Source organism: Streptomyces sp. ME02-8801-2C, assembly GCF_033793965.1.
Lineage (GTDB): Bacteria > Actinomycetota > Actinomycetes > Streptomycetales > Streptomycetaceae > Streptomyces.
Window position 1 is genome coordinate 389,102 of sequence record NZ_JARAXP010000004.1, and the last position, 24,619, is coordinate 413,720.

A 24,619-nucleotide genomic window follows, 5' to 3' on the forward strand; every position below is an offset into this window, starting at 1 on the left:
AATATGTAATGCAAGCTTGAGAAACACAAGGGGGTGCGCATGAGTGGCCGCACGACGGGTCGCGCTCAGGCGAGCGCCGGAGATCTGCTCGAACTGGTACGCAGCGGGCGGGCGACGACACGCGGTGCCCTGCAACAGGTGACGGGCCTCTCACGGGCGACGGTCGGCCACCGGCTCGACCGGCTGTTCCGCGCGGGCTGGCTGCGCGAGGGCGCCTCGGGTCCGGTCGACTCGCCGCTCGGCGGTCGCCCCTCGATCACCCTGGAGTTCGACGACGCCCACGCGGTCGTCCTCGCCGCCGACCTCGACACACGTCATGCCCGCGCCGCCGTTCTCACCCTCACGGGTGAACTCCTCGCGGAACATTCGGGCGCGCTGGCCGTCGACGACGGCCCCGACGTCGTACTCGGCGAACTCGGCCGCTGGTTCGCCGAGCTCCTGACGAAGGCCGGCCATCGCCCGTCCGAGGTCTGCGGCATCGGCCTCGCGGTACCGGGCCCGGTCGACACGGACACCGGCCGCGTCGTGCAGCCGCCGATCATGCCCGGCTGGGACGGCTACGACATAAGAACCCGGCTGGCCCGCGCCTTCGCCGAACACACGGGCGAGCTCGCCGGGGTGAAGGTCCCGGTCCTGGTGGACAACGACGCGAACCTCATGGCGTACGGCGAACAGCGCACCGGACACCCCGACTGCTCGGCGTTCGTCCTGGTCAAGGTCTCGACGGGCATCGGAGCCGGCGTGGTGGTCGGCGGTTCGGTGTTCCGGGGCATCGACGGCGGCGCCGGGGACATCGGGCACATCCGCGTCCCCCAGGGCGCCGAGGCGCTGTGCCGGTGCGGCTCGTACGGGTGTCTGGCCGCCGTCGCGAGCGGCGGCGCCGTCGCCCGGCGGCTCGCCGAGACGGGTGTGCCGGCGGCGTCCGGCTCGGACGTACGGGACCTGCTCGCCGCCGGGCACCCGGGGGCGGTCGCGCTCGCGCGGGAGGCCGGCCGGAGCGTGGGGGACGTACTGGCGACAGTGGTGACACTGCTCAACCCGGGCGTGCTGATGATCGCGGGGGACCTGGCGGGCACGCCGTTCCTGACCGGCATACGGGAACTGCTGTACCAGCGGGCGCTGCCGCGCTCGACCGCTCATCTGGACGTGGTGACGTCGAGGCTGGGGGAGCGGGCGGGGCTGGTGGGGGCCGGGGCGATGGTGGTCGAGTACCTGTACGCGCCCGAGAGGGCGGAGGAACGGCTGACGGCGCTGGGGGTCTGAGCTGCCGGAGCTGCTGGAGCGGCTGGTGGCGGGGGCTTGTGGCGGGGGTCTGTGACGGTGGTGTTTCCCGTCCGCGTCGGCGTCCGCATGGTGAAATACGCGCGCTCCTTCGCGCGTGATTCTCGCCACCCTTGATAGGGGTTGCGCTCAGATGAGCGGATCGTGGTCGGCTGCACTTCTCAAAGGGTGGCACTCAGTGCCACTTCTTTGATCGTTCATCGATAGAACTCAGGCGTGTTGCGATCTGCTCATCTGAGCGACAAAATGCCCATGGAGGCAGGACTGCCTTCAAGAAGTGAAAACGCGCCGCTCTCACTGCTTGCCAAGCCTTGACTTTGGATCTGCTGGCGGACGGATGGTTACAGGCGCATGACGCACAAGTGGACGTACCCAGACGCCTTCGATCTGGGTATGTTCCTGGCCGTCAGGGCAGCCACCGCGTCCTCAAGGAGTTGGGACCCGTGTCGGAAAACAAAGATCCCCACGTAGCTCAGCCGGGCAACAGCGTTGAGGGCGTGAAGTTCGTTTACGACTTCACCGAGGGCAACAAGGACCTCAAGGACCTTCTGGGCGGCAAAGGTGCCAACCTCGCCGAGATGACCAACCTGGGCCTGCCGGTGCCTCCGGGCTTCACGATCACCACCGAGGCCTGCAAGACGTACCTCGACAGCGGTGAGGAGCCGGCGGCGCTGCGGGACGAGGTCAGCGCGCATCTCACGGCCCTCGAAGCGGCGATGGGCAAGAAGCTCGGCCAGGCCGACGACCCGCTTCTTGTGTCCGTCCGTTCCGGGGCGAAGTTCTCCATGCCCGGCATGATGGACACGGTGCTGAACATCGGCCTCTCCGACAAGTCGGTCCAGGGCCTCGCCCAGCAGGCCGGCGACGAGCGCTTCGCGTGGGACTCGTACCGCCGCCTCATCCAGATGTTCGGCAAGACGGTCCTCGGCGTCGAGGGCGAGCTGTTCGAGGACGCGCTCGACGCGGCGAAGACGGCCAAGAAGGTCACGGTCGACACGGAACTGGAGGCAGCTGACCTCAAGAAGCTGGTCACCAAGTTCAAGAAGATCGTCAAGACCGAGGCGGGCCGCGACTTCCCGCAGGACCCGCGCGAGCAGATGGACCTCGCGATCCACGCGGTGTTCGACTCCTGGAACACCGACCGCGCGAAGCTCTACCGCCGCCAGGAACGTATCCCCGGCGACCTCGGCACGGCCGTCAACGTCTGCTCGATGGTCTTCGGCAACCTCGGCCCCGACTCGGGCACCGGCGTCGCGTTCACCCGCGACCCCGCCAGCGGCCACCAGGGCGTCTACGGCGACTACCTGCAGAACGCGCAGGGCGAGGACGTCGTGGCGGGCATCCGCAACACGGTCCCGCTCGCCGAGCTGGAGCAGATCGACAAGAAGTCGTACGACCAGCTGATGCAGATCATGGAGACCCTCGAGAACCACTACAAGGATCTCTGCGACATCGAGTTCACCATCGAGCGCGGCCAGTTGTGGATGCTCCAGACGCGCGTCGGCAAGCGCACGGCGGGCGCCGCCTTCCGGATCGCCACCCAGCTCGTCGACCAGGGCCTCATCGACGAGGCGGAGGCGCTCCAGCGCGTCACCGGCGCCCAGCTCGCCCAGCTGATGTTCCCGAAGTTCGACGAGGACGCCAAGGTCGCCCCGGTCGGTCGTGGCATCGCCGCCTCGCCGGGCGCGGCGGTCGGCAAGGCCGTCTTCGACTCGTACACCGCCGTGAAGTGGTCGCGGTCGGGGGAGAAGGTCATCCTGGTCCGCCGGGAGACCAACCCCGACGACCTCGACGGCATGATCGCCGCCGAGGGCATCCTGACCTCCCGTGGCGGCAAGACGTCCCACGCGGCCGTCGTGGCACGCGGCATGGGCAAGACGTGCGTGTGCGGCGCGGAGGAGCTGGAGGTCGACACCAAGCGGCGCCGGATGACCGTGCCGGGCGGACGCGTCGTGGAGGAGGGCGACCTGATCTCCATCGACGGGTCGAGCGGCAAGGTGTACCTGGGCGAGGTCCCGGTCGTGCCGTCCCCCGTCGTGGAGTACTTCGAGGGCCGGATGCACGCGGGCGCCAACGACGCGGACGAGCTGGTCGAGGCCGTCCACCGCATCATGGCGTTCGCCGACCGCAAGCGCCGCCTCCGGGTCCGCGCCAACGCCGACAACGCCGAGGACGCGCTGCGCGCACGCCGCTTCGGCGCCCAGGGCATCGGGCTGTGCCGTACGGAGCACATGTTCCTCGGCGACCGCCGTGAGCTGGTCGAGCGGCTGATCCTGGCCGACACGGAGGCCGAGCGCGAGGAGTCGCTGCGGGAGCTGCTCCCCCTCCAGCGGCAGGACTTCGTCGAGCTGTTCTCGGCGATGGACGGCCTGCCGGTGACGGTCCGGCTCCTCGACCCGCCGCTGCACGAGTTCCTGCCCGACATCACCGAGCTGTCGGTCCGTGTCGCCCTCGCGGAGTCCCGCCAGGAGCCGCACGAGAACGAACTGCGGCTGCTCCAGGCCGTACACCGGCTGCACGAGCAGAACCCCATGCTCGGGCTGCGCGGTGTACGCCTCGGTCTGGTCATCCCCGGGCTGTTCACGATGCAGGTCCGCGCCATCGCGGAGGCCGCGGCGGAACGCAAGAACGCCAAGTGCGATCCGCGGGCCGAGATCATGATCCCGCTGGTCGGGACGGTCCAGGAGCTGGAGATCGTCCGCGAGGAGGCCGACCAGGTCGTCGCGGAGGTCGAGGCCGCCACCGGCGTGTCCCTCAAGCTGTCGATCGGCACGATGATCGAACTCCCGCGCGCCGCGCTGACCGCCGGTCAGATCGCGGAGGCGGCGGAGTTCTTCTCCTTCGGCACGAACGACCTCACCCAGACGGTGTGGGGCTTCAGCCGGGACGACGTGGAGGCGTCGTTCTTCACGGCGTACCTGGAGAAGGGCATCTTCGGGGTGTCGCCGTTCGAGACGATCGACAAGGACGGCGTCGGCTCCCTGGTGAAACTTGCCGCGGAGGCCGGCCGCGCCACCCGCCCCGACCTCAAACTCGGCGTCTGCGGCGAACACGGCGGCGACCCGGAGTCGGTCCACTTCTTCCACGAGGTGGGTCTGGACTACGTCAGCTGCTCACCGTTCCGCATCCCGGTGGCAAGGCTGGAGGCGGGCCGGGCGGCCTCTTCCTCGACAGGGAGCGACCACCGCTAGCCGACGGCCACTGACCCCCGGAGCCGTCGCCGGTCACCCCGACCCTCACCGACCTGCCGGTGGCTCCGGTGCACAGAGAGAGGGCGGCACCCCTGTGCGGGGGGTGCCGCCCTCTCCGTCGTGTCGGCGCGGGTGACCGCGCTGCCCGCGTCGGCCTACGGCGCGTCGGGCAGGGTGGGCGGGAGCGGGGGCTCGTGGAAAGGGGGAGATCTAGGCCAGTCTCCGGCCTAGACGGTGCCTAGCCTCGGCAGAGCAGGCCCCACCTTCAGCCGGGAGACGACGATGACCGCGAAACCCGTCCCGGACGGCTACCACACCGTCACACCCTGGATCATCTCGAGCGACACCGCCGGACTCATCGACTACCTGAAGGAAGCGTTCGATGCCGAAGAGATCGCCCGGGTCGTCGGGGAGGACGGTCGGATCGGGCATGCGGAGGTACGGATCGGCGATTCGGTCGTCATGCCCTTCGACGCGCCGCCCGGCTGGCCGCCGACGCCCGCCTTCCTGCGGCTCTACGTCGAGGACGCCGACGCCACGCACCGCAGGGCTGTCGCGGCCGGCGGCACGTCCGTGACCGAGGTGACGCACCTCTTCTTCGGCGACCGGGTCGGGCGGGTGCGCGACCCGGTGGGCAACCTGTGGTGGCTCCAGACGCGGGTGGAGGACGTCAGCCCGGAGGAGATGGAACGCCGTCTCGGCGACCCGAAGTGGATCGAGGCGATGGCGTACGTCCAAAGCGCCGACTTCTTTCCTCGGCCTCTGGGGTCGTGATCAACGAGAGTGGCCTGGTACCCCTTGCCGATCAGCGGCTGTGCGGCGGCGATCGGCTGTTGGTCAGGGCCGCTTGGGTCCGCGAAGGGGCAGTGTTCGGCTGTAGACGACGCTCGTGGTCGTGGTGCCGAAGCCGGCCAGTTCGTCCATGAGCGTCTCCAGGTGTTCCATGGAGGTCGCGGCCACCTTCAGGGTGTAGCAGTCGTCGCCGGTGGTCCGCAGGCACTCCAGGATCTCTCGGCGTTCGGCGAGCAGGTGGTGCAGTGGCTGGTGGCGGTTGCCGGGGTACTTCAGGCGGACGACGGCGAGCACCGGGTAGCCGACCTTGGCCAGGTCCACGGTGGCGTGGTAGCCGGTGATGACGCCCAGCGACTCCAGATTGCGTACCCGCTCGGTGGTGGCCGACGGGCTGAGGCTGACGCGGCGCCCCAGCTCGCTGAGGGAGAGGCGGGCGTCCTGCTGCAACTGCTCGATGATCGCCCAGTCGATGTCGTCGAGGTTCACGGCCATGGCCCGATACTACCGGGAGATTCACTGCGAGAAGCTGGAACTACCGGGAAGATTCGGTTCCCCGCAGCGTGATCACCGCAATAACCTCGAGGCATGCAACTGGGTGTCAACGTACCGAACTTCGGGCCCGGGACCGACCCGGGCGTGCTGCGTGAGTGGGCGCGGGTCGTGGCGGGGGGCGGGTTCGATCTGCTGATGGTGTCGGACCATGTGGCCGTCACCCCGGATGTGGCGGAGCGGTATCCGGAGCCGTTCTACGACCCGTTCACCACGCTGTCCTGGCTGGCCGGTGTCAGCGGTGGCGAGCTGTCGCTCGGCACGACCGTGTTGGTGCTGCCGTACCGTCATCCGCTGCTGGCGGCACGGATGGCAAGCAGCCTGCAACGGCTCAGCGGTGGGCGGTTCGTGCTCGGAGTGGGGGCCGGATGGGCGCGGCAGGAGTTCGACGCGCTCGGGGTACCGTTCGCCGCGCGGGGCCGGCTGACCGACGAGTACCTGGGGGTGATGCGGCAGGTGTGGGAGGCGGAGGACCAAGCCGCGCCCGCGGTGTGGGTCGGCGGGCACAGTGCGGCGGCGATCCGGCGGGCGGTCAGGTTCGGCGATGCCTGGCATCCGCTGAGGCTTCCGCTGACGCGGATGCGGTCGGTTCTCACGGACAACGCGTTGCCGGGTTTCGCGCCGCGGATCGCGCTGCGTCTGGCCGACGCTCCGGTCGAAGACGCCGAGCGGCCGGCCGGTGTCGGCGACATGCAGCAGATCGTGGGTGATCTGGCGGAGCTTCGCGGGCTTGGTGCCCAGGCGGTGGTGCTCGACCCCTACCACGGGGACCCGGCTCAGACCCGTCGGCCCGAGGCTGCGTGGTGCGCGCTCACCGCGGTGGCCGAGCAGTGGGGGACGGCATCGTGATCACCCCTGCTGACGAGGCGCTGCTGCGGCAGGCCATCGGTATCGCGGCGCGCGCGGTGGAGCTGGGCGATGCGCCGTACGGCTCGCTGCTGGCCGGGCCGGATGGGGCGATCCTCGCCGAGGCGCACAACACGGTCCGGCGGGACGACGACATCACGGCCCATCCGGAGTTGAAGCTGGCCCGGTGGGCGGCCCGTGAGCTGGATACGGACACGGCCGCCCGTACCACCATGTACACGAGCTGCCAGCCGTGCGGCATGTGTGGCGGCGGCATCGTTCGCTCCGGCATCGGCCGGGTCGTGTACGCGCTCTCCACCGAGCAACTCGTCGAACTCAACCCGGAGTCGGGCCTCTGGCCGCCAGTGCCGCAGGACGGTCCGGCCCTGCACGACGAGGCACGCGCACCCATCAACTCCTATTACCGGCCAGGCCCGTCGGACGCCTAGCAGTAGGTGATCGGGCACCCCCGTCTCAGCGAGTGCTGGGCCGCGCGCAGGTACAGGGCGACATAGAAGGAGGTGTCCAGGTCCTCGCTCCAGGGGCCCGGCGCGGTCGCCGACAGCTTCTCCGCCGCGCCGTCCAGGAACCACATCGTCAGGTCCAGGTTGTCGCACATCTCCGGGACCTCGGGCGGCAGTTCCACCGCCGACGCCAGTTTCTCGGCGATCGCCAGGATCTGGGGTGCGCCCGCGATCACGGTGTCGTCGGAGTACGCGGACTCCACCGGCAGCTCTATCTCCTCGTCCAGGGACACCGGCACCAGGACCGTCCAGCCGAGGAGTGTCTCCGTCTCCGCCTTCGAGAGGTGTGCCTCGCACAGGGCCATGAGGCCGTCCATGGGCGGGACCAGTTTCTCCTCGAAGGACTGGCCCGAACCGCGTACGAAGTCCACTGACGCCGGTATCGAGTCGTACCGGGGCAGGCCCCGTCGTTCCAGCTCCCTGTTCAGGCCCGCCGCGATCTCAGCCCGCCCCTCCTCGCCCTCACCGAACCACTCCTCCGCACCGACATCGACCAGGTATACGCCCATGACCGCAACGTACTGCGCACCACTGACAACGCCGGTGCGCAGTACGAATGTACGACGGGGGGTTACGCGCGGAACGGGCCCGTCACCTCGTACGTGATGCCGCCCGACGAGCTGCCGCTCGTGCCCCGCTGGCTCGAGAAGTACAGGCGGCTGCCGTTCGGGGAGAACGCCGGGCCCGTGATCTCCGAGCCCGACTGGCCGTCGACGCGCAGGAAGGGGGCGACCACGTCGTCCGGCGTGATCACGCAGATCTCCATGGTGCCGCCGTCCTCCGCCACGAACAGGTCGCCCGACGAGGTGCCGGTGATGTTGTCGACGCCGGTCAGCGGTGCCGTGCCCGACGTGACCAGGGAGTCGTCGTACGCCAACTCGTAAGTGTTCGTAAGGAGGTTGAGCTGCCAGACCCTGTTGTCGCCCTTCGTGGTGAACCACACCTTGTCGTCGGCGTAGTAGCAACCCTCCCCGCCGTTGAAGGACTTGGAGCCGGAGACCTGGGTTCGGGTGGTCGTCGGGGAGCCGTCCGGGTCGGGGATCGTCGTCCAGGTGTAGGAGCCCGACGTGGCCGTGCCGGCAACCAGGACCTGGAGCGTGCCGGACGACAGGTCGCCCCAAGTGGTGGGAACGAAGCGGTAGAAGCGGCCGTTCGTCTCGTCCTCCGTCAGGTAGACGACCTTGCGGACCGGGTCCGCTGCCGCCGCCTCGTGCTTGAAACGGCCCATCGCGGGGCGCTGCGTCGCCGCCGCCGTGCCCCAGGGATCGGTCTCGTAGACGTACCCCAGCGACACCTCCTCGCAGGACAGCCAGGTGTTCCAAGGGGTGCGTCCGCCCGCGCAGTTCTGGCGGGTGCCGGACAGGATGCGGTACGCGGAGGTGATGGCGCCCGTCGACGAGAACTTCACCGCGCTCGCGCCGCCCGACGGGTTGATCTCCGAGTTGGAGACATAGATCCAGCCCGTTCCGTCGGCGTAACAGGCGCCGCCGTCAGGGGCGTTGTGCCAGGTGTACGACGTTCCGGTGACCGTCTGGCCCGAGCGGGCGATCACCCGGCTGGTGAAGCCGGCGGGGAGTCTGATGCCGTTGGCGTCGGGCGCGGCGAGGGCGCCGTACGGGCCCGTGCCCGGCTGGGCGGGGGCCGCGTGGGCGGCGCCGCGCCACAGGGTGCCGCCGAAGACGGCCGCCGAGCCGCCGATGACGGCGGCGCGCAGGAGGGTACGGCGTTCCACGTGTGCGTTGACTCGTGCGTCCACTCTCGCTCCAAGGGGGTGGCGTGACGTGCCGTGACGTCAGGGACCTTAGGGCGACCGAGTGGAATTGTCATGTACGCGCGATGTCGGGCCGGCGGTCGTTCGTGGCGTCCTGGCCGCCGACTGTTTGCCTGACGCGGTTGGTCCTGCGGGACCTGTACCCGTGTCCGAACGGCTGTCCCTGTAGCACGTGTTGAGCCGACGGCAGCCGAACCACCGCGTCCAGACCGCCCGTTGCCGCCTCCCGCAGACTCACCTCCCCGCTGCTCGCCAGCGCCAGCCGCTGTACGAGGGCCAGGCCCAGGCCCGTACCGCCCTTGGGGGCGCCGGGCGCACGCCAGAAGCGGTCGAAGGCACGCCCGCGTTGTTCCGCCGTCATGCCGGGGCCCTCGTCGGTGATGTGCAGGTCGATCCAAGTGGACCGGTTCTCACGGTGGTTGAGGTGATTGAGCGGGGTACGGGAGGTACGGCGAGGGTGGGAGGGGGCAACGGCGCGGAGTTCCATGGTCACCGTGCTGTGGGGCGGCGAGACCCGCAGGGAGTTCGAGAGGAGATTGTCGATGATCTGCTCCACCGCTCCCGGCAGCGCCAGCACTGCTCCCACCGCCCCCACCGGTCCCGCCGGCTCTTCCGGTCCCGTTTCGCCCGTGAACAGGACCAGCGAGACACCCCGTTGCTCGAACAGCGGAGCCCATGTCCCGTGCCGTTCCGCGCAGATGCCGGCCAGGTCGACCGGGCCGGGGTCCGCCGCGTCCTCCTCCAGGCGTGCCATCGCGAGCAGCCCTTCGACCATCCGGGCCAGTCGGTCCGTCTCCGTCAGCGCGGCGGTGAGGCTGCCCCGGGCATGCTGGGCGATGTCGGGCTCCAGGTTCTCCAGCCGCAGCCGAAGCGCCGCCAGCGGAGTCTTCAGCTGGTGCGAGGCCTCGCCCGCGAACGCCCGTTGCGAGGCGAGGAGATGAGCGAGCCGCGCGGCCGTACGGTTGAACGCGGCGGCGAGACTCCGCACTTCGGGCGGGCCCGAGGTCACCGCCACCGGGGCCGTCGCGCCACCGTCCGCCAACTCGTGGGTGGCCCGCTCCAGTTCACGGATCGGGCGACCAGCCCACCGTGCGCACGCGAACGCCACGACGGCCACCGCGGTCAGTACCCCGAGGCCGACGACGGCCAACAGCAGCCACACCTGGTGCACACTGGCCCGCACCATCTCCGTGGGGAGCGTGATCCGTACCGCGCCCGTCACCTGTCCGGTCCCGTGCCCGACCGGGGACGCCACGGACAGGTAGTGCACCCCACCGATCGTGGACGTACGGACATGGGTCGTCGCCGTCCCGGCCAGCGCGGCGGTCACCTCCGGGCGGGTCGACAGCTCGCGCTGCTCGGCGGTGGTCAACCGGTGTGACGCCGCGACGAGTTGGCCGCGTGCGTCGACGATGAACACCTGGCCGCCGATCCGCCGGGCACAGTGCGCGGCCCTGGCGGCCAGCTCGTCCGAACGCCCCGACGCCAGAGACAGCGCGGCGAACGCCGACACCGACTCCGCCTCGTCGTTGGCGGAGTTGACGATCCGCTCCCGCTCGGCCCGCGAGTAGACGATGCCCAGCGGAATCTCCAGGCCCAGCAGGACGAGGGCGGCGAGGCTGAGGTAACTCAGCAGGAGGCGGCGGGTCATGAGGCCGCGGCCCGAGGGCCACCGGGGGTGCGTACCGCGAGCCGGAAGCCGACACCCCGTAACGTCTGGATCCACGCCGGGTTTCCCAACTTCCGTCGCAGCGTGGCGACATGGACGTCCAGGGTCTTGGTCGGTCCCTGGTAGTGGGTGTCCCAGACGTGGGTGAGGATCTGCCGCCTCGAATACACGGCACCCGGGTCCTCGGAGAGCAGCGCCAGCAGCTCGAACTCCTTGGGCGTCAACGCGACGGCCACGTCTCCCACCCACACCTGGCGGGTGCGGCGATCGACCACGAGGGGGCCGGGAGCTGGGGTAGGCGTCTCCTCGGGTGCGGGGGCCGCGCTCTGCGAAGAGCGGGGGGAGGGCGGGGCGTGCGATGCGTGTGACGCGTACGAGTCGAACGATTCGTACGCCTCAAAGGACGGGGACGGCGAGGGGGATGGGGAGGGGGGCGGAGGCCTGAAAGCGGGCGCTGCCGGCGAAGGGGGCTGCGCCGCGTACACCGGAGCCTCGTACGCCTCGTATGCCGGAGCCTCGTACGCGAAGGCCGGTTCCTGTGGTGGCGGCGACGCCTGCGCTGCCGTCACGTACGGGTCCGGACGTCGTGTGCGCCGGGTCACCGCCCGTATCCGGGCCACCAGTTCACGCATGCTGAATGGTTTCGCCAGATAGTCGTCGGCGCCCAGTTCCAGGCCCAGGACCCGGTCGGCCTCCTCGCCGCGCGCGCTGAGGATGATGATCGGGACCTCGGAGGTCTGACGGATGCCCCGGCACACGTCGATACCGTCGATGTCGGGCAGGCCCAGGTCCAGCAGGACGACGTCGCCGTGCGGCCCTCTCAGCCCCTCGGCACCGGTGGCGACGTGCGCGACCGTCAGCCCGAAGTTCCGCAGGCCCTCGGCCAGCGGTTCGGCGATCGTCTCGTCGTCCTCGATGAGCAGCACCCGTACGCCCATACGTCCTGTCTCCCACTCCCATGAATTCCTGAAGTCGACACGCTACAAGACTCAAGAATCCCTGCCGAGCGGATCCAGGAGAATGTGAAAAGCCCCTCAGAAGCCTGGTCGCGATTTAGTGTTCCTCTAACCTTCCTCTGGTCATCGCTCCTCTAGCGTTCATGGTGGCAGGCAAAACCCCATGTCAGACGTCATCTGGAGGGATCATGAAGGCCTTGCTGGACCGCGCCCGCTCGTTCAAGCGGCACGTTGATTTCGAGAGCGGCGAATACCGGAAACTGGCCGAAGGGCAGAATCCGGAGGTTTTGTTCATTACCTGCTCGGACTCGCGGGTCATACCCGCCCTCATCACCGGGGCGCGGCCCGGCGAGATATTCGAGCTGCGGAATGCGGGCAATATCGTGCCGCCGCACAGCACGTACGGGGCCGCCTCCGGTGAGGCCGCCACCATCGAGTACGCACTGGAGGTGCTCGGCGTTCAGCACCTCGTCGTCTGTGGCCACTCCCACTGCGGAGCCATGGGTGCCCTGAAGTCCGGCGACGACCTGTCCGCGCTGCCCGGGGTGGACGCGTGGCTGCAGCTGGCCCGCCCGGAACTGGCCCCCGTCCTCACCGAGGCGTCCGACAACCCCTCGACGCTGCCCGAGGTGGTGCAGCGCAACGTCGTCAACCAGCTTGCCGTACTGCGCAGTTACCCGGGTGTGCGGCAGCGGCTGGAGACGGGCCGTCTCTCGCTGCACGGCTGGTACTACGAGATCGACACCGGCCGGGTCTCCGAGCTGGACGCGGACGACCGCTTCCGCGTGCACGCGTCATGAGCGGCCAGCACGGCCGCCACGCACAGGGCACCCGCACCCGCACCCGCCCGGCAGCGCCACCGCCACCGCCGCCGGCTCCCAACAACCCTGCGCGCCAGCCGACTTCAGCCCCTGCGGGGGCCGGCCGAGCCAACCTCGCCACCGAGATCACCGCCTCCCTCGTCGTCTTCCTCGTGGCGCTGCCGCTCTGTATCGGCGTCGCCGTCGCCTCCGGGGTGCCCGCCGAACTCGGCATCATCTCCGGGGTCATCGGAGGACTGGTCGTCGGGGCGGCCCGGGGCAGCACCCTCCAGGTCAGCGGTCCCGCCGCCGGACTTGCCGCGCTCGTCGCGGAGACCGTGGGGGAGTACGGCGTCGCCATGCTCGGCGTGATCGTGCTCGGGTCAGGGATTCTGCAGATCGTCCTCGGCCTCGTACGGCTCGGCCGGATGTTCCAGGCCATCTCGCTCGCCGTCGTCCAGGGCATGCTGGCCGGCATCGGACTCCCGCTGATCTTCGGCCAGTTGTACCCGATGTCCGATTCCAAGGCCCCCGGCACCCCGCTGGAGAACATCGCCGGTGTGCCCGGACTCGTCGGCGACACCCTCGCCGACCCCCAGGCGATGATCGCCGCGCTGCTCGGCGTCGTCACCATCGTGCTCAGCTTCCTCTGGAAGAAGATGCCGGGCCCCGTGAAGAAGATCCCGGCCGCGCTGGTCGCCGTGGGGATCGGGATCGGGGTCGCCGCGATGCCGGGCGTGGACGTGAAGACGCTCCAGGTGGGCAACCTGCTGGCTTCCGTGGACATGCCGGGGGCCGGGCAGTTGGCGGGCCTCGCCGACGTCGGCATTCTCACCGCGATCCTCACCTTCACCGTCATCGCCTCGGCGGAGAGCCTGTTCACGGCGGCGGCCGTCGACCGGATGCACAGCGGCCCGCGTACGCGCTACAACGCCGAACTCATCGCGCAGGGCGCCGGAAACACGGTCGCCGGACTGCTCGGCGCGCTGCCCATCACGGCCGTGGTCGCGCGCAGTTCGGCCAACGTGCAGGCCGGTGCGAAGACCCGTATCTCCCGTACGCTGCACGGCCTTTGGCTGCTTGCCTTCGCTCTGCTGCTGCCGCAGGTCCTCGCGTTGATCCCGATCTCGGTGCTCGCGGGCGTCCTCGTACACAGCGGCTGGAAGCTGTTCGCGCCCGCTGAGTTCCCCAAGATGTGGCGCCAGGACCGGGGCGAGTTCGCTGTCATGACACTCACCACGCTGGTCATCGTGGCGACCGCGCTGCTGGAGGGCGTCCTCATCGGGCTCGCCGCCGGGGTGGTGCTGGCCGCCCTGCGCATGTCCCGGACCGTCATCCGCCAGGACCTCGACGGTGACGACGACATCGCCCAGGTCGTCATGGCCGGCAACGCCACCTTCCTGCGGTTGCCGCAGGTCATCGAGGCGCTCGAGGCCGCCGCCGCGTCGGGCAGGTCCGGCATCCGCCTCGACCTGACCGGCGTCACCCACCTGGACCACGCCTGCCGCAACCAGGTCGAGGAGTTCACCGCCCAGCAGAGGGGACTGGGAACGCGGGTGGAACTGCTGATGCCGGACCAGGCCGCGAAGAGGGCCTACGCCGACAAGGCATTCTCCGACGCAGTCTCTCGCGACCAGGGTTTTACCGGCGAGACATTCCCCGGCGAGACATTCCCCGACCCGATCGAGGGAACGGTGCTGCCGTCTGGCCCGGGCCCCGACGCCGAGTGGTTCTACCTGGACACGCAACCGGTCCCCGACACCTACTCCTACCCCCATGTCCACCCGGACCGGGCACCACTCGTGCACTGAGCACCCCGGCTCCCCAGGCCGCCGCCAGATGGCCAGAACCCTACGGTGTGTGTGCCCTGGTCTTCGCAACTCCGTTGCCGCGCAGGCGCGTTCACCTAGGTTGGTGCCCAAAGATCACCACCGGAACACAGGAGGCTCTGCCGTGTTGGACGACGACCCCTCGCCCTCGGTCGGCACCGGCGCACGGGCGCGGGCGCACATCGACACTTCCAAGCCGCACTCGGCCCGCTTCTGGAACTACTTCGTCGGCGGCAAGGACAACTACGAGGTCGACCGGGAGATCGGCGACCACATCAAGGAGATCTTCCCCGGCCTCGTAGACGTGGCCGTCACGAGCCGCCACTTCTTAGGACGCGCCGTCCGGTACCTCGCCGACGAGCAGGGCGTACGTCAGTTCCTGGACGTCGGTACCGGCCTGCCGACCGCCGACAACACCCACGAGGTCGCGCAGCGCGTCGCCCCCGACGCCCGGATCGTGTACGTCGACAACGACCCCATCGTGCTGGCCCACGCGAACGCCCTGCTCGGCAGCACCCCCGAGGGCCGGACCGTCTATCTGAACGCCGACCTGTACGCCCCCGAGACCATCCTCGAGGCCGCAGCCGACACCCTCGACCTCTCCCGGCCGGTCGGCCTGATGATCCTCAACACGCTCGGCCATGTCGCCGATCACAAGGAGGCGCGCGACCTGGTCGACCGGCTCATGGCGGGCCTGCCCTCGGGCAGCCATCTGGTGGTCAGCGACAGCACCGCCACCAGCGAGGGCATGATCGCCGCGTCGGACGCGTACAACGCGAGTGGCGCCGTCCCCTACTACGTACGGAGCGTCGAGGAGATCGCCGCGTTCTTCGACGGCCTCGACCTGGTGGCCCCGGGCGTCGTCCAGGTACCCGAGTGGCGTCCCGACCTCCGGGGCCCCGCCGCTCCCGCCACGGCGGTCGACGCCTACTGCGGAGTGGGCCGCAAGCCCTGACGCGCCTCCGGCGAGATCAGCGGCGGGAGGCGACACGGACCGGGATCTGGCCATCGGGGGCCTTTCGGGAGCACGCTTGGATCCGGATCCGGACCCGGGCCTGCCGGACCTCTGGCCGCTCGCCACTCGCCGCTCATGGAGGTATCCGAACATGCCGGGCTGGAACGCGCAGGACATCCCCGACCAGAGCGGCCGGATCGCCGTCGTCACCGGTGCCAACAGTGGCCTCGGGTACGTCACCGCACGGGAGTTGGCGCGCAAGGGGGCCCGGGTGGTGCTCGCCTGCCGGAGCGAGGAGCGCGGGAACGAGGCGGTGGGGCGGCTGCTGGAGCAAGTGCCGGACGCCATCGCCGAGTTCTGGCCGCTGGACCTCGCGGACCTGGGCTCCGTAAGGGAGTTCGCGGACCGGCTTCCGTACGAGCGGATCGACCTTCTCGTCAACAACGCGGGGGTGATGGCGATGCCGTACGGGCAGACGGCGGACGGGTTCGAGACGCAGTTCGGGGTCAACCACCTCGGGCACTTCGCGCTCACCGGGCTGCTCTTCCCGACGCTGCTCGGTACGCCCGGCGCCCGGATCGTGAACCTCTCCAGCGGGGCCCACCTGCTCGGCAACATCGACATCGACGACCTCAACAGCGAGCAACGGTACCGGCGTTGGACCGCGTACGGGCGTTCCAAGACGGCCAACCTGCTCTTCACGCACGAGCTGGCGCGCAGGCTGGCCGCGATCGGCTCCGGTGTCGTGGTCGCCGCCGCGCACCCCGGGTACGCGGCCACCAACCTCCAGACCGCCGCGCCGAAGATGCAGGGCCAAAAGGGCGCCGAGCGGTTCATGGAGATCGGCAACCGCTACTTCGCCCAGTCCGCCGAGGCGGGCGCCCTGCCCACGCTGTACGCGGCCACCGCACCGGACGTACGCCCGGACGCGTTCATCGGCCCCCGGATCCTGGGCTGGCGCGGTGCGCCCGCCAAGTCGTGGCGGGCCTCCTGGACGCTCAACGACCGTGCGGGGGAACGGCTTTGGGCCGCGTCCGAGCAGCTCACCGGGGTGACGTACGAGGGCCTCAAGTCGTGAACGCGAAGCGGCGCCCCGGACGACTTCGGCCGGGGCGCCGCTTCGCGTTCATCGCTCGGGTGGGTCAGGCGGCGGTACGCACCTCGTACGCCGTCACAGCCACCGTCTCGTCGTCGAGGCAGCGGCCCGACTCCAGGTCGAAGCGCTGCTTCAGGAGCGGCGAGGCGACGTACGGGCGGCCCTGGTGGGTGCCGGTGAGGCCGCGGGAGAGGACCGCCGCGCCGCCGAACGGGTCACGGTTGTCGATGGCGTACAGACTGCCCGCGCGGTCGCGGAAGATGGCCGCCTGGCGCCCGTCGGGCAGCAGGGCCGCCACGCCGCGGCCCGGCTGCAGGAGGCTCAGGTCGCAGACCGTGAACCAGCTGTCCTCGCCGTCGGCGCTGCCGTCGCTGCTGTTGATACGGAGTTGGATCTTCAGGTCGGTCGTCTCGGGGGCCAGGGTCATCGCTGGGCGCTTCCTTCCAGGACGTCATCGGCGGGGCGCAGGCCGATGGACAGCAGCGGCAGGTCGGGCTTGATCTGGTCGCGCTCGGGGACGAAGCCGACGACCGGGTCGGGGGTGTCCGGCGCGTTCACGAAGGACACGAACCGGGCGAGCTTCTCGGGGTCGTTGATGGTGTCGGCCCACTCGTCGCGGTAGTGGGCGACGTGCGCGGCCATCAGCGACTCCAGCTCCTCGCAGATACCGAGGGAGTCCTCCACGACCACGTCGCGTACGTGGTCCAGACCGCCGGGAATCCGCTCCAGCCAGGTCGACGTGCGCTCCAGCCGGTCCGCGGTGCGGATGTAGAACATCAGGAAGCGGTCGATCAGCTTGATCAGTTCGGCGTCGCTCAGGTCCTGGCCCAGCAGGTCCGCGTGGCGCGGGGTCGCGCCGCCGTTGCCGCCTACGTACAGGTTCCAGCCGCCCGAGGTGGCGATGATGCCGAAGTCCTTGGACTGGGCCTCGGCGCACTCGCGGGCACACCCGGACACCGCCGACTTGAGCTTGTGCGGCGACCTGAGGCCCCGGTAGCGCAGCTCCAGGTCGATCGCCATCCGGACCGAGTCCTGCACGCCGTAGCGGCACCAGGTCTGGCCGACACAGGACTTCACCGTGCGCAGCGACTTGCCGTAAGCGTGACCCGACTCGAAGCCGGCATCCACCAACCTCGTCCAGATCAGCGGGAGTTGCTCGACGCGAGCGCCGAACATGTCGATCCGCTGGCCGCCGGTGATCTTCGTGTAGAGGCCGAAGTCGCGGGCGATCTCACCGATGACGATCAGACCCTCCGGGGTGATCTCACCGCCGGGGATACGCGGGACGACGGAGTACGAGCCGTTCTTCTGCAGGTTGGCGAGGAAGTGGTCGTTGGTCTCCTGCAGCGCCGCCTGCTCGCCGTCGAGGACGTGGACACTCGCGCCGATGACCGGGGCGAGGGAGGCGATGATCGAGCCGACCGCCGGCTTGCAGATGTCGCAGCCGTCACCGCCCTTGGCATTGTCGCGGCCGTAGCGGTCCAGCAGGTCCTGGTAGGTGTTGATGCGCAGCGCGAGGACGATCTCGTACAGCTCCTCGCGGGTCTGCGAGAAGCAGCCGCACAGGCCCTTGTCGACGACGACACCGCTCGCCTCCAGCTCGGCGGTGACGAGCTGGCCGAGGACCTTGACGCAACTCCCGCACGTCGTACCGGCCTTGGTGCACTTCTTCACCTCGGGCACGGTGGTGCAGTTGTGCTCGGTGACCGCGCCGCGGATCGTGCCCTTGGTGACGTTGTTGCAGGAGCAGATGATCGCGGAGTCCGGCAGCGCGGTCGGGCCGAGCTGCACCGGGCCGCCGGCGCCGGCCGGGAGCACCAGGGACTCGGGGGAGACCGGCGGAACCGTACCGGTGAACGCGCGCAGCGTGCCGTAGGCCTCCGCGTCGCCGACCAGGATGCCGCCGAGCAGTGTGCCGTCGCGGCCGATGACGAGCTTCTTGTACAGGCCCGAGCGGGAGTCGGAGTAGACGACGTCGAGGCAGTCCTCGGCGGTGCCGTGCGCGTCGCCGAAGGACGCCACGTCGACGCCGAGCAGCTTCAGCTTGGTGGAGAGGTCGGCACCCGTGAACGTCAGCAGTTCCTGGGCCTCGTCCGCGGCGATGGCGGCTGCCGCTGTCTCCGCCTGCTCGTAACCGGGGGCGACCAGGCCGTACACCCGGCCGTCGGAGGCCAGCGCGCACTCGCCGATCGCGAAGACGTGCGGGTCGTTGACCGTACGGCACTGCTCGTCGACCGCGATGCCGCCGCGCTCGCCGACCGTGAGACCCGACTCGCGGGCCAGCTGGTCGCGGGGGCGGACACCGGCGCTGAACACCACCAGGTCGGTGGCGAGTTCGGAACCGTCGGACAGCTTCATACCGGTGACCGCGCCGTTTTCGTCGACGACGATCTCCTGCGTGCCCACGCCCGTGTGGACGGACAGGCCCATGTCCTCGATGGTGCGCAGCAGCGCCGCGCCGCCGCCGTCGTCGACCTGCACCGGCATCAGGCGCGGCGCGAACTCGACGATGTGGGAGGTGAGTCCGAGACCCTTCAGAGCGCCGGCCGCCTCAAGTCCGAGCAGACCACCGCCGACCACAGCACCCGTCGTACGGGTGCTGGCGTACTCCTCGATGGCGAGGAGGTCGTCGATGGTGCGGTAGACGAAGCAGCCCTTGGCGTCCTTGCCCGGGACCGGCGGCACGAAGGGGTAGGAGCCGGTGGCCAGGACCAGGACGTCGTAGTCGACGACCAGGCCCGAGCGGGCGGTCACCCGCTTCGCCTCGCGGTCGATGGTCTCGGCGGGGTCACCGATGTGCAGCTCGATGCCCTCCTTCTCGATGAACGCCATGTCGGTCATCGAGAGGTCCTCGGGCGTCTTGCCCGAGAAGTACGAGGTCAGAGCAACGCGGTCGTATGCAGGACGCGGCTCCTCGCACAGCACGACCACACGGTGCTGCGCGGTCAGACCGCGCTCGGCGAGCGCTTCGAGGAAACGCTGGCCGACCATGCCGTGGCCGACGAGGACGATCGTGGGGGTGGCCCCATCAGTGGCGGTCATTAGGAGCCTCCATCGTTGGTGAGCAGGTGGAGCAACGGGCCGCCGTCAGTGGGGAGCGGCTCTGCTCCCTCCCAGGCGCGCGCGAGGGCGCCGACGGTGCCGAGTTCGCCGACGAGCACCCCGCCGACCAGCCGGTCGTCACGGACGACGACCTTGCGGTAGGTGCCCCGGGTGGCGTCGGCGAGCTGGATGACGTCGTCGCCGGGGCGGGGGTCCGGCTCGCCGAACGCGGCGAGGTCGAAGGGGTTGCCGGTGTCGGCGGTGAAGTCGGTCAGGGTCAGCCGGGTCAGGGCCCGGGTGCCGGTGTAACGGGCGCCCGTGTCCCCGGCCTCGTCGGCCAGCAACTCGGCCAGGACCTCGGCCTGTTCGAGGGCGGGGGTGGCCAGCCCGTAGATCGTCCCCTGGTGCTGGGCGCAGTCCCCGAGGGCCCGGATGTGCGGGTCGGAGGTGCGCAGTTCGTCGTCGACGAGGATGCCCTTGTGCAGGGCGAGCCCCGCGTCCCGCGCGAGCCCCACCCGGGGGGAGACACCGCAGGCCAGTACGACGAGGTCGGTGTCGAGCGCGTAGTGGTCGGCCATCTCGACCGAGCGGACCCGGCCGCCCACAGTGCGCACATTGCGGACCCGGCACTCGGTGTGCACCTCGACGCCCAGCTCCTTGAGGTGCCGCAGCACCAACTCGGAGGCTCCGGGGTCGAGCTGACGCTCCATCAGCCGCTCGGCCTGCTGGGCGAGAACGACCTGCGCGCCGCGTACGGCGAGTGCGCGGGCGGCGGAGACACCGAGGAGCCCGCCGCCGATGACGACGGCCCGCGCCCCCGGCCGTACCGCCTCGGACAGGCCGAGGCAGTCGTCCATGGTGCGGAACGCGTGGACGCCTTCCGGGAGTTCGTGGTCCGGGGTGAACAGCCCGCGCAGGGGCGGGAGTACGGGGTTGGAGCCCGTCGCCAGCACCAGCGTCCCGTAGCGGATCGAGGTCCCGTCCGAGAAGTGCACGGTCCGCTCGGCCTGGTCGATGCGCTCGGCCCGGGCGCGGACCAGCCGGTCCGGCGTCGGCAGGGCGATGACCTCGGGGGCGTACCGCCCGGCGAGGACCTCGGCGAGCAGCACCCTGTTGTACGGGCGGTGCTCCTCCTCACCGACGAGCACGACGTCCGAGGCGGACAGGCCGAGCTCACCGAGCCGCCGGGCGAGTCGCACGCCCGCGAGCCCGGCGCCGATCACCACCACACGCGCATTCGAGGTCATGTACTGCAGCGTGCGTTGCCGGTGTTACCCGGCAGCATCACGTCTGTTTCCCGGGGGGCACGCTTCCCTCAGCGGGGGCGGCCGGCGGGTGTGAGGGTTCGGTGGGCGTGCGCGAGGGGGCTGTGAGGTGCGTGAACGATACGGCCGACAGGCGCTCGACCGCTACCCGCCCATCCGCCTGGCGCGGTGGGAGGCGAAAGCTCTGGAAGTCCTCAAGCTTCCAGTAATGAGTGGTGCCCGCATGTGCCCGTTACATAAGCTCACGATCATGCCTGACATATCGCTGCCCATGATCGCCGCCCTCTGCCTCGCCGCCCTCGCGGCCGGCTGGATCGACGCCGTCGTGGGCGGTGGCGGCCTGCTCATGATGCCCGTCCTGCTGCTGGGGCTGCCGGACACGTCGTCGGCGGCACAGTACGCGCTCGGAACCAACAAGGCCATGGCGATCGTCGGCACCACGGGCGCGGCCGTTACGTATACACGCAAGGCGCCGGTGGACGTACGCCTCGCGGTGCGCATCGGTCTTGCCGCGGTCGCCGGATCGACGGCCGGGGCGTTCGTCGCGGCCGGCATGAGCACGGACACGCTGAAGCCGGTCATCATGGTCGTCCTGCTCGGCGTCGGCGCCTTCGTGATCTTCAGGCCCGCCTTCGGCACGGCCCCGGCGACCACCCCGGTCTCCGCGCGCCGCGTCCTCGCCGCGATCGGACTCGCCGGCCTCGGCATCGGCTTCTACGACGGCCTCATCGGCCCCGGCACGGGCACCTTCCTCGTCCTCGCGCTCACCGCGCTGCTCCACCTCGACCTGGTCACGGCCTCCGCGACGGCCAAGGTCGTCAACTGCTGCACCAACGCGGGCGCCCTCGCGATCTTCGCCTGGCAGGGCACGGTGTACTGGCAGCTGGGCGCGCTGCTGGCCGCGTTCAACCTCGTCGGCGGGATGGTCGGGGCGCATACGGCACTGAAGAAGGGGAGCGGGTTCGTACGGGTGGTGCTGCTGGTCGTGGTGTTCACGCTCGTGGCGAATCTGGCGTACCAGCAGTGGGTGGCGTGATGACGCTCAGCGGGCGCCGGCCGTCGCCGGTGCCGCCGCCGGTGAGATGGGCGAAGACGACGACGTTCCCCTCGTATCCCGTTTCCGGCGTGTAACTTCCGCCGCAGGTGATGACGCGCAGTTCGGGGCGGGACGCGGCGCCGTACACCTTCTCGTCGGGGAAGTGGTCCCTGTCGTACACCTCCACGGCGTCGACGACGAAGCGGGCGGTGGTCCCGTCGAGCCGTTCGACCTCCACCGTGCCGCCCTTCTCCAGGGCGCCGAGCCGGTAGAAGACGGAGGGGCCGTCGGCGTTGTCGACATGCCCGGCGACGATCGCGGTGCCCGTCTCACCGGGGACGGTGCCGGCCTCGTACCAGCCGGCGAGATCCTCCCGCTCGAGGGGCGGAACCTCCAGGCTGCCGGTGGCGGTGAGGCCGAGGCCCATCAGCGGGGCGTTCACACCGATGGCGGGGATGCGGATACGGAGGGGCGGGGAGGGCGGGAGCGCGGGGGCGGCGGACTCCGCCGGTACAGCAGGCTTGTCGGTGGGCTGCGGGCCGGTGGGCTGCGTACGGGCCTGGGCGGCGGACGGCTGAGGCGGGGCGTGCGTCTGCCCGCCGCTGCGCACGAGCCAGGCGCCGGAACAGAGGGCGGCGAGGGTGACGAGGGCTATGACCAGGTTGGCGAATCTGCGACGCACAGCGAGCCTCCCGAAGTTCGCCCCTGGCCCCCCTCCGGGCCGCGAGGGGCGTCGGACCCGGAGGGAGGGGGACATGCGGTACCGGCGGACGGACGGCGGAGGGTGTCCGTCAGATCCTGTCGCCTCTCGCCCGGCGATGCAGGAGCCAGGTACCGCCCGCGGCGGCGACGGCGAGAGCCGCCACACCGCCCGCGGTCTGCACGGGGTCGGGGCCGAGCGCGCCACCGACCCCCGTCTTCACACTCCCCCTGGGATGTACGGGAGGCCGCACGGGCTCCCGGGTGGAGGTGAGCGTGACGACCAGATCACCACTCACCTGCGACCCGCCCCCCTCCCGATCACACCGGGCGACGATCTCGTACGTCCCCGGCTGCGCGCCCGGCGGCACCCGGAACTGCCCGACGGCGACCTCCTGGTGCGTACCGGGCGCCAGAACGAAGGCCCCGGCGCCCACCGCGCTGGCATCACCGGCGGCGGTCCCGCCCGTTCCGCAGGCCGTCGTGTTGACGGTGACCTGGGCGCCGGGGGTGACGGTCTTCGGGTACACCTCCAGACCACCACCACCGCCGGTACTGCCGTATACGGGCGAGGCGACGCCCGTGACCGCGCCCGCGACGGTGACGGTGAGCGCTATACCGGTCAGCAGGCGGGCGGCGGTACGTCGCATGGGCTTGCTCCCTCCGACAGCTCGCGAACGGGGTGGATGGTCTACTACCGAGGTAAGTGGCAGGGACCCGGACGCGCTCTCTGAAGGCCCGTCAGAAATACGGTGAACGGGCGGCGCGGGACGCCCGGGAGTGGCGCGCGCGTCGACATTTCGGCAGGTCATCGCCGTACGGCCGGAGTGTCGCGAAAAAGAACCCGAAGGGCCCAGTCGGGGGTGTGAACGGGTGACCGGGGAGGGCGATGGCTGGACGACTTGACCTCAAGAAAGCTTGAGGTACGAGGCTGTGGCGCATGCAGACACTGACTGAATCTGTCGAACTCGAACCCGAACCCGTACGTGTGACCGTGGTCGTGGGCAGCAACCGCGAGGGTCGTTTCGGCCCCGTCGTGGCCGCCTGGATCCTGGACCGGCTCGCGGCCCGCGACGACCTCGTGGCGGAGGTCGTGGACGTCGCGGAAACAGCGCTCCCGACGACGTTCGCGGCCGACGCGGACACGCAGACCGCACTGGCGACGATCACCCCGAAACTGTCGTCCGCCGACGCGTTCATCGTCCTGACCCCCGAGTACAACCACTCCTACCCGGCCGCCCTGAAGAACCTCATCGACTGGCACTACACGGAATGGCAGGCCAAACCGGTCGCCTTCGTCTCGTACGGCGGCGTCTCCGGCGGCCTCCGCGCGGTCGAACACCTCCGCCAGGTCTTCGCGGAACTCCACGCGACGACGGTCCGGGACACCGTCTCCTTCCACAACGCGGGCGCGTCCTTCGATGACGGGGGACAACTGAGGGACCCGTCGGGCCCGGACGCGGCGGCGAAGACGATGCTGGACCAAGTGGTGTGGTGGGGGCGGACGTTGAGGGAGGGACGGGCGGCGCGGGCGTACGGGGGATAGTGGCCCGTCACTCGGTGCCGGGCGGAAAGCCGTAGATGCCAACGCCCGTCGGGGGCGCGTCCGGGATCTCGGGAGGACAGATTCCCCAGGCCTTGGCAATGGCCATGACGTGCCTCTCGACGGGCATGGCGGCGTACCAGTCGTCCCACTCGGCGTCGCCCCAGGACGAATGCCCCTCCTCCATCCCCCTTATACCGACACCGAGTTGGCGCTCGATCTCGGTCGGCTCACCGAGTCGCAGGGGCACGCCACCGTCATAGCAGTAGGCCCGGACGACTTCGCCGGCCTCGACTCTCGCCCAGGCGTGGTTCTCGAAGATGCGATCGGTGTGGAAGAACTGAAGGTCGCCCAGTTGGTGGCCGAGTGACCGCAGCCAGGCGAGGAGGGAGGGACCGTAGTCCACAACTCCGGCTGTGAGGTGGACTCGGCTGTGAGCCAGCGTCCAGCCGTCCACGGGCGTGGCCACGAAGACACCTCGCCGGTACGCCGCGTCTGTCCCCGCCTCCCAGTCCATCGTCACGCGTGAAAGCAGCCCGAGTGCGTCGGCGACCTGCTCGTTGTCGCCGCCGGGCACAGCCAGCCAGGACGTCTTGTAGCCGATTCCCACGGCGATCCCCTCCCTCGCGCTCGCGCAGCCTCTGCGAATTAAACCCGAGTAGCCCCTGATTGCCCCATACCTGACATTGTGATATATTGGAAATGATCCATTTTTCCCACCTCGTAAAGCCGCTCGCACCCCACGTAGGCGCGGCCAAGACCTCTGGTCTCCATC

22 protein-coding genes are annotated in these 24,619 nt (G+C 70.0%); 11 read left to right on the forward strand and 11 right to left on the reverse strand.

Annotation, left to right across the window (positions count from 1 at the left end):
- The first annotated feature begins 39 nt into the window (after positions 1–39).
- The 3 genes from PV396_RS15005 (at position 40) to PV396_RS15015 (ending at position 5,246) form a co-directional block, all read left to right on the forward strand.
- Positions 40–1,263, forward strand: a complete 1,224-nt coding sequence (locus tag PV396_RS15005; protein WP_319204713.1) for an ROK family protein — start codon at positions 40–42, stop codon at positions 1,261–1,263.
- Positions 1,264–1,724: 461 nt separating this feature from the next.
- Positions 1,725–4,472, forward strand: coding sequence for a pyruvate, phosphate dikinase (gene ppdK, locus PV396_RS15010; RefSeq protein WP_416071404.1), 2,748 nt, complete (start codon positions 1,725–1,727; stop codon positions 4,470–4,472).
- 282 nt (positions 4,473–4,754) lie between these two features.
- Positions 4,755–5,246 (forward strand): VOC family protein, encoded by a 492-nt coding sequence (locus tag PV396_RS15015; protein WP_319204717.1) that lies wholly within the window; start codon positions 4,755–4,757, stop codon positions 5,244–5,246.
- A 63-nt stretch (positions 5,247–5,309) separates the two neighbouring features.
- Here PV396_RS15015 and PV396_RS15020 read toward each other — a convergent pair whose 3' ends face one another.
- Entirely contained in the window at positions 5,310–5,756 is a 447-nt protein-coding gene (locus PV396_RS15020) for an Lrp/AsnC family transcriptional regulator (protein ID WP_319204719.1), read from the reverse strand.
- A 93-nt stretch (positions 5,757–5,849) separates the two neighbouring features.
- On the opposite strand from PV396_RS15020, the gene PV396_RS15025 reads away from it, so the two are divergent.
- Both PV396_RS15025 and PV396_RS15030 read left to right on the forward strand, forming a co-directional pair.
- Entirely contained in the window at positions 5,850–6,662 is an 813-nt protein-coding gene (locus PV396_RS15025; RefSeq protein WP_319204722.1) for an LLM class flavin-dependent oxidoreductase, read from the forward strand.
- Entirely contained in the window at positions 6,659–7,108 is a 450-nt protein-coding gene (locus PV396_RS15030) for a nucleoside deaminase (protein WP_319204724.1), read from the forward strand. Before PV396_RS15025 ends, PV396_RS15030 begins: the two co-directional genes overlap by 4 nt.
- Here the strand turns inward: PV396_RS15030 and PV396_RS15035 are convergent.
- The 4 genes from PV396_RS15035 to PV396_RS15050 all read right to left on the reverse strand — a co-directional run bounded on the left by PV396_RS15035 (position 7,105) and on the right by PV396_RS15050 (position 11,561).
- On the reverse strand, positions 7,105–7,692 hold the full coding sequence (locus PV396_RS15035) for a hypothetical protein (RefSeq protein WP_319204726.1): 588 nt from the start codon (positions 7,690–7,692) through the stop codon (positions 7,105–7,107). The genes PV396_RS15030 and PV396_RS15035 overlap by 4 nt on opposite strands.
- 62 nt (positions 7,693–7,754) lie before the next feature.
- Positions 7,755–8,915 (reverse strand): alkaline phosphatase PhoX, encoded by a 1,161-nt coding sequence (locus PV396_RS15040; RefSeq protein WP_319205533.1) that lies wholly within the window; start codon positions 8,913–8,915, stop codon positions 7,755–7,757.
- A gap of 91 nt (positions 8,916–9,006) precedes the next feature.
- Positions 9,007–10,605 (reverse strand): sensor histidine kinase, encoded by a 1,599-nt coding sequence (locus tag PV396_RS15045; RefSeq protein ID WP_319204728.1) that lies wholly within the window; start codon positions 10,603–10,605, stop codon positions 9,007–9,009.
- Positions 10,602–11,561 (reverse strand): response regulator transcription factor, encoded by a 960-nt coding sequence (locus PV396_RS15050; RefSeq protein WP_319204731.1) that lies wholly within the window; start codon positions 11,559–11,561, stop codon positions 10,602–10,604. The genes PV396_RS15045 and PV396_RS15050 overlap by 4 nt, the downstream gene beginning before the upstream one ends.
- A gap of 206 nt (positions 11,562–11,767) precedes the next feature.
- Here PV396_RS15050 and PV396_RS15055 point away from each other — a divergent pair, with 206 nt between their 5' ends.
- The 4 genes from PV396_RS15055 (at position 11,768) to PV396_RS15070 (ending at position 16,241) form a co-directional block, all read left to right on the forward strand.
- Positions 11,768–12,379, forward strand: a complete 612-nt coding sequence (locus tag PV396_RS15055; RefSeq protein ID WP_319204733.1) for a carbonic anhydrase — start codon at positions 11,768–11,770, stop codon at positions 12,377–12,379.
- Entirely contained in the window at positions 12,376–14,190 is a 1,815-nt protein-coding gene (locus PV396_RS15060) for a SulP family inorganic anion transporter (RefSeq protein ID WP_319204736.1), read from the forward strand. The genes PV396_RS15055 and PV396_RS15060 overlap by 4 nt, the downstream gene beginning before the upstream one ends.
- 145 nt (positions 14,191–14,335) lie before the next feature.
- Positions 14,336–15,163, forward strand: coding sequence for an SAM-dependent methyltransferase (locus tag PV396_RS15065; RefSeq protein WP_416071419.1), 828 nt, complete (start codon positions 14,336–14,338; stop codon positions 15,161–15,163).
- A gap of 151 nt (positions 15,164–15,314) precedes the next feature.
- On the forward strand, positions 15,315–16,241 hold the full coding sequence (locus tag PV396_RS15070; RefSeq protein WP_319204741.1) for an oxidoreductase: 927 nt from the start codon (positions 15,315–15,317) through the stop codon (positions 16,239–16,241).
- A 64-nt stretch (positions 16,242–16,305) separates the two neighbouring features.
- On the opposite strand, the gene nirD is transcribed toward PV396_RS15070, so the two are convergent.
- The 3 genes from nirD to PV396_RS15085 are packed head-to-tail and all read right to left on the reverse strand — an operon-like array spanning position 16,306 to position 20,548.
- Positions 16,306–16,686 carry a nitrite reductase small subunit NirD gene (gene nirD / locus PV396_RS15075; protein ID WP_319204743.1) on the reverse strand — a complete coding sequence of 127 codons (381 nt, stop codon included), beginning with the start codon at positions 16,684–16,686 and terminating at the stop codon, positions 16,306–16,308.
- Positions 16,683–19,301: a nitrite reductase large subunit NirB gene (gene nirB, locus PV396_RS15080; protein ID WP_319204745.1), complete on the reverse strand. Its 2,619-nt coding sequence runs from the start codon at positions 19,299–19,301 to the stop codon at positions 16,683–16,685. The genes nirD and nirB overlap by 4 nt, the downstream gene beginning before the upstream one ends.
- The gene (locus PV396_RS15085) at positions 19,301–20,548 is read right to left on the reverse strand and encodes an NAD(P)/FAD-dependent oxidoreductase (RefSeq protein WP_319204747.1); all 1,248 of its coding nucleotides are present in this window, start codon (positions 20,546–20,548) and stop codon (positions 19,301–19,303) included. The genes nirB and PV396_RS15085 overlap by 1 nt, the downstream gene beginning before the upstream one ends.
- 268 nt (positions 20,549–20,816) lie before the next feature.
- Here PV396_RS15085 and PV396_RS15090 point away from each other — a divergent pair, with 268 nt between their 5' ends.
- On the forward strand, positions 20,817–21,602 hold the full coding sequence (locus PV396_RS15090; protein WP_319204749.1) for a sulfite exporter TauE/SafE family protein: 786 nt from the start codon (positions 20,817–20,819) through the stop codon (positions 21,600–21,602).
- On the opposite strand, the gene PV396_RS15095 is transcribed toward PV396_RS15090, so the two are convergent.
- Both PV396_RS15095 and PV396_RS15100 read right to left on the reverse strand, forming a co-directional pair.
- On the reverse strand, positions 21,559–22,284 hold the full coding sequence (locus PV396_RS15095) for a class F sortase (protein ID WP_319204751.1): 726 nt from the start codon (positions 22,282–22,284) through the stop codon (positions 21,559–21,561). The two genes, PV396_RS15090 and PV396_RS15095, sit on opposite strands and share 44 nt — an antisense overlap.
- 109 nt (positions 22,285–22,393) lie before the next feature.
- Positions 22,394–22,951: a hypothetical protein gene (locus tag PV396_RS15100; protein ID WP_319204753.1), complete on the reverse strand. Its 558-nt coding sequence runs from the start codon at positions 22,949–22,951 to the stop codon at positions 22,394–22,396.
- A gap of 290 nt (positions 22,952–23,241) precedes the next feature.
- Here PV396_RS15100 and PV396_RS15105 point away from each other — a divergent pair, with 290 nt between their 5' ends.
- Positions 23,242–23,847 carry an NAD(P)H-dependent oxidoreductase gene (locus PV396_RS15105; protein ID WP_319204755.1) on the forward strand — a complete coding sequence of 202 codons (606 nt, stop codon included), beginning with the start codon at positions 23,242–23,244 and terminating at the stop codon, positions 23,845–23,847.
- Positions 23,848–23,854: 7 nt separating this feature from the next.
- On the opposite strand, the gene PV396_RS15110 is transcribed toward PV396_RS15105, so the two are convergent.
- Positions 23,855–24,454: a hypothetical protein gene (locus PV396_RS15110; protein WP_319204757.1), complete on the reverse strand. Its 600-nt coding sequence runs from the start codon at positions 24,452–24,454 to the stop codon at positions 23,855–23,857.
- Between the last annotated feature and the right edge of the window lie 165 nt (positions 24,455–24,619).

Excerpts from the sequence above, each read along its gene's own strand:
- PV396_RS15005 (WP_319204713.1), top strand. The coding sequence starts at position 40 with ATGAGTGGCCGCACGACGGGTCGCGCTCAGGCGAGCGCCGGAGATCTG.
- PV396_RS15015 (WP_319204717.1), top strand. The coding sequence starts at position 4,755 with ATGACCGCGAAACCCGTCCCGGACGGCTACCACACCGTCACACCCTGG.
- PV396_RS15020 (WP_319204719.1), bottom strand. The coding sequence starts at position 5,756 with ATGGCCGTGAACCTCGACGACATCGACTGGGCGATCATCGAGCAGTTG.
- PV396_RS15025 (WP_319204722.1), top strand. The coding sequence starts at position 5,850 with ATGCAACTGGGTGTCAACGTACCGAACTTCGGGCCCGGGACCGACCCG.
- PV396_RS15035 (WP_319204726.1), bottom strand. The coding sequence starts at position 7,692 with ATGGGCGTATACCTGGTCGATGTCGGTGCGGAGGAGTGGTTCGGTGAG.
- PV396_RS15045 (WP_319204728.1), bottom strand. The coding sequence starts at position 10,605 with ATGACCCGCCGCCTCCTGCTGAGTTACCTCAGCCTCGCCGCCCTCGTC.
- PV396_RS15050 (WP_319204731.1), bottom strand. The coding sequence starts at position 11,561 with ATGGGCGTACGGGTGCTGCTCATCGAGGACGACGAGACGATCGCCGAA.
- PV396_RS15055 (WP_319204733.1), top strand. The coding sequence starts at position 11,768 with ATGAAGGCCTTGCTGGACCGCGCCCGCTCGTTCAAGCGGCACGTTGAT.
- PV396_RS15060 (WP_319204736.1), top strand. The coding sequence starts at position 12,376 with ATGAGCGGCCAGCACGGCCGCCACGCACAGGGCACCCGCACCCGCACC.
- PV396_RS15070 (WP_319204741.1), top strand. The coding sequence starts at position 15,315 with ATGCCGGGCTGGAACGCGCAGGACATCCCCGACCAGAGCGGCCGGATC.
- nirD (WP_319204743.1), bottom strand. The coding sequence starts at position 16,686 with ATGACCCTGGCCCCCGAGACGACCGACCTGAAGATCCAACTCCGTATC.
- nirB (WP_319204745.1), bottom strand. The coding sequence starts at position 19,301 with ATGACCGCCACTGATGGGGCCACCCCCACGATCGTCCTCGTCGGCCAC.
- PV396_RS15085 (WP_319204747.1), bottom strand. The coding sequence starts at position 20,548 with ATGACCTCGAATGCGCGTGTGGTGGTGATCGGCGCCGGGCTCGCGGGC.
- PV396_RS15090 (WP_319204749.1), top strand. The coding sequence starts at position 20,817 with ATGCCTGACATATCGCTGCCCATGATCGCCGCCCTCTGCCTCGCCGCC.
- PV396_RS15100 (WP_319204753.1), bottom strand. The coding sequence starts at position 22,951 with ATGCGACGTACCGCCGCCCGCCTGCTGACCGGTATAGCGCTCACCGTC.
- PV396_RS15105 (WP_319204755.1), top strand. The coding sequence starts at position 23,242 with ATGCAGACACTGACTGAATCTGTCGAACTCGAACCCGAACCCGTACGT.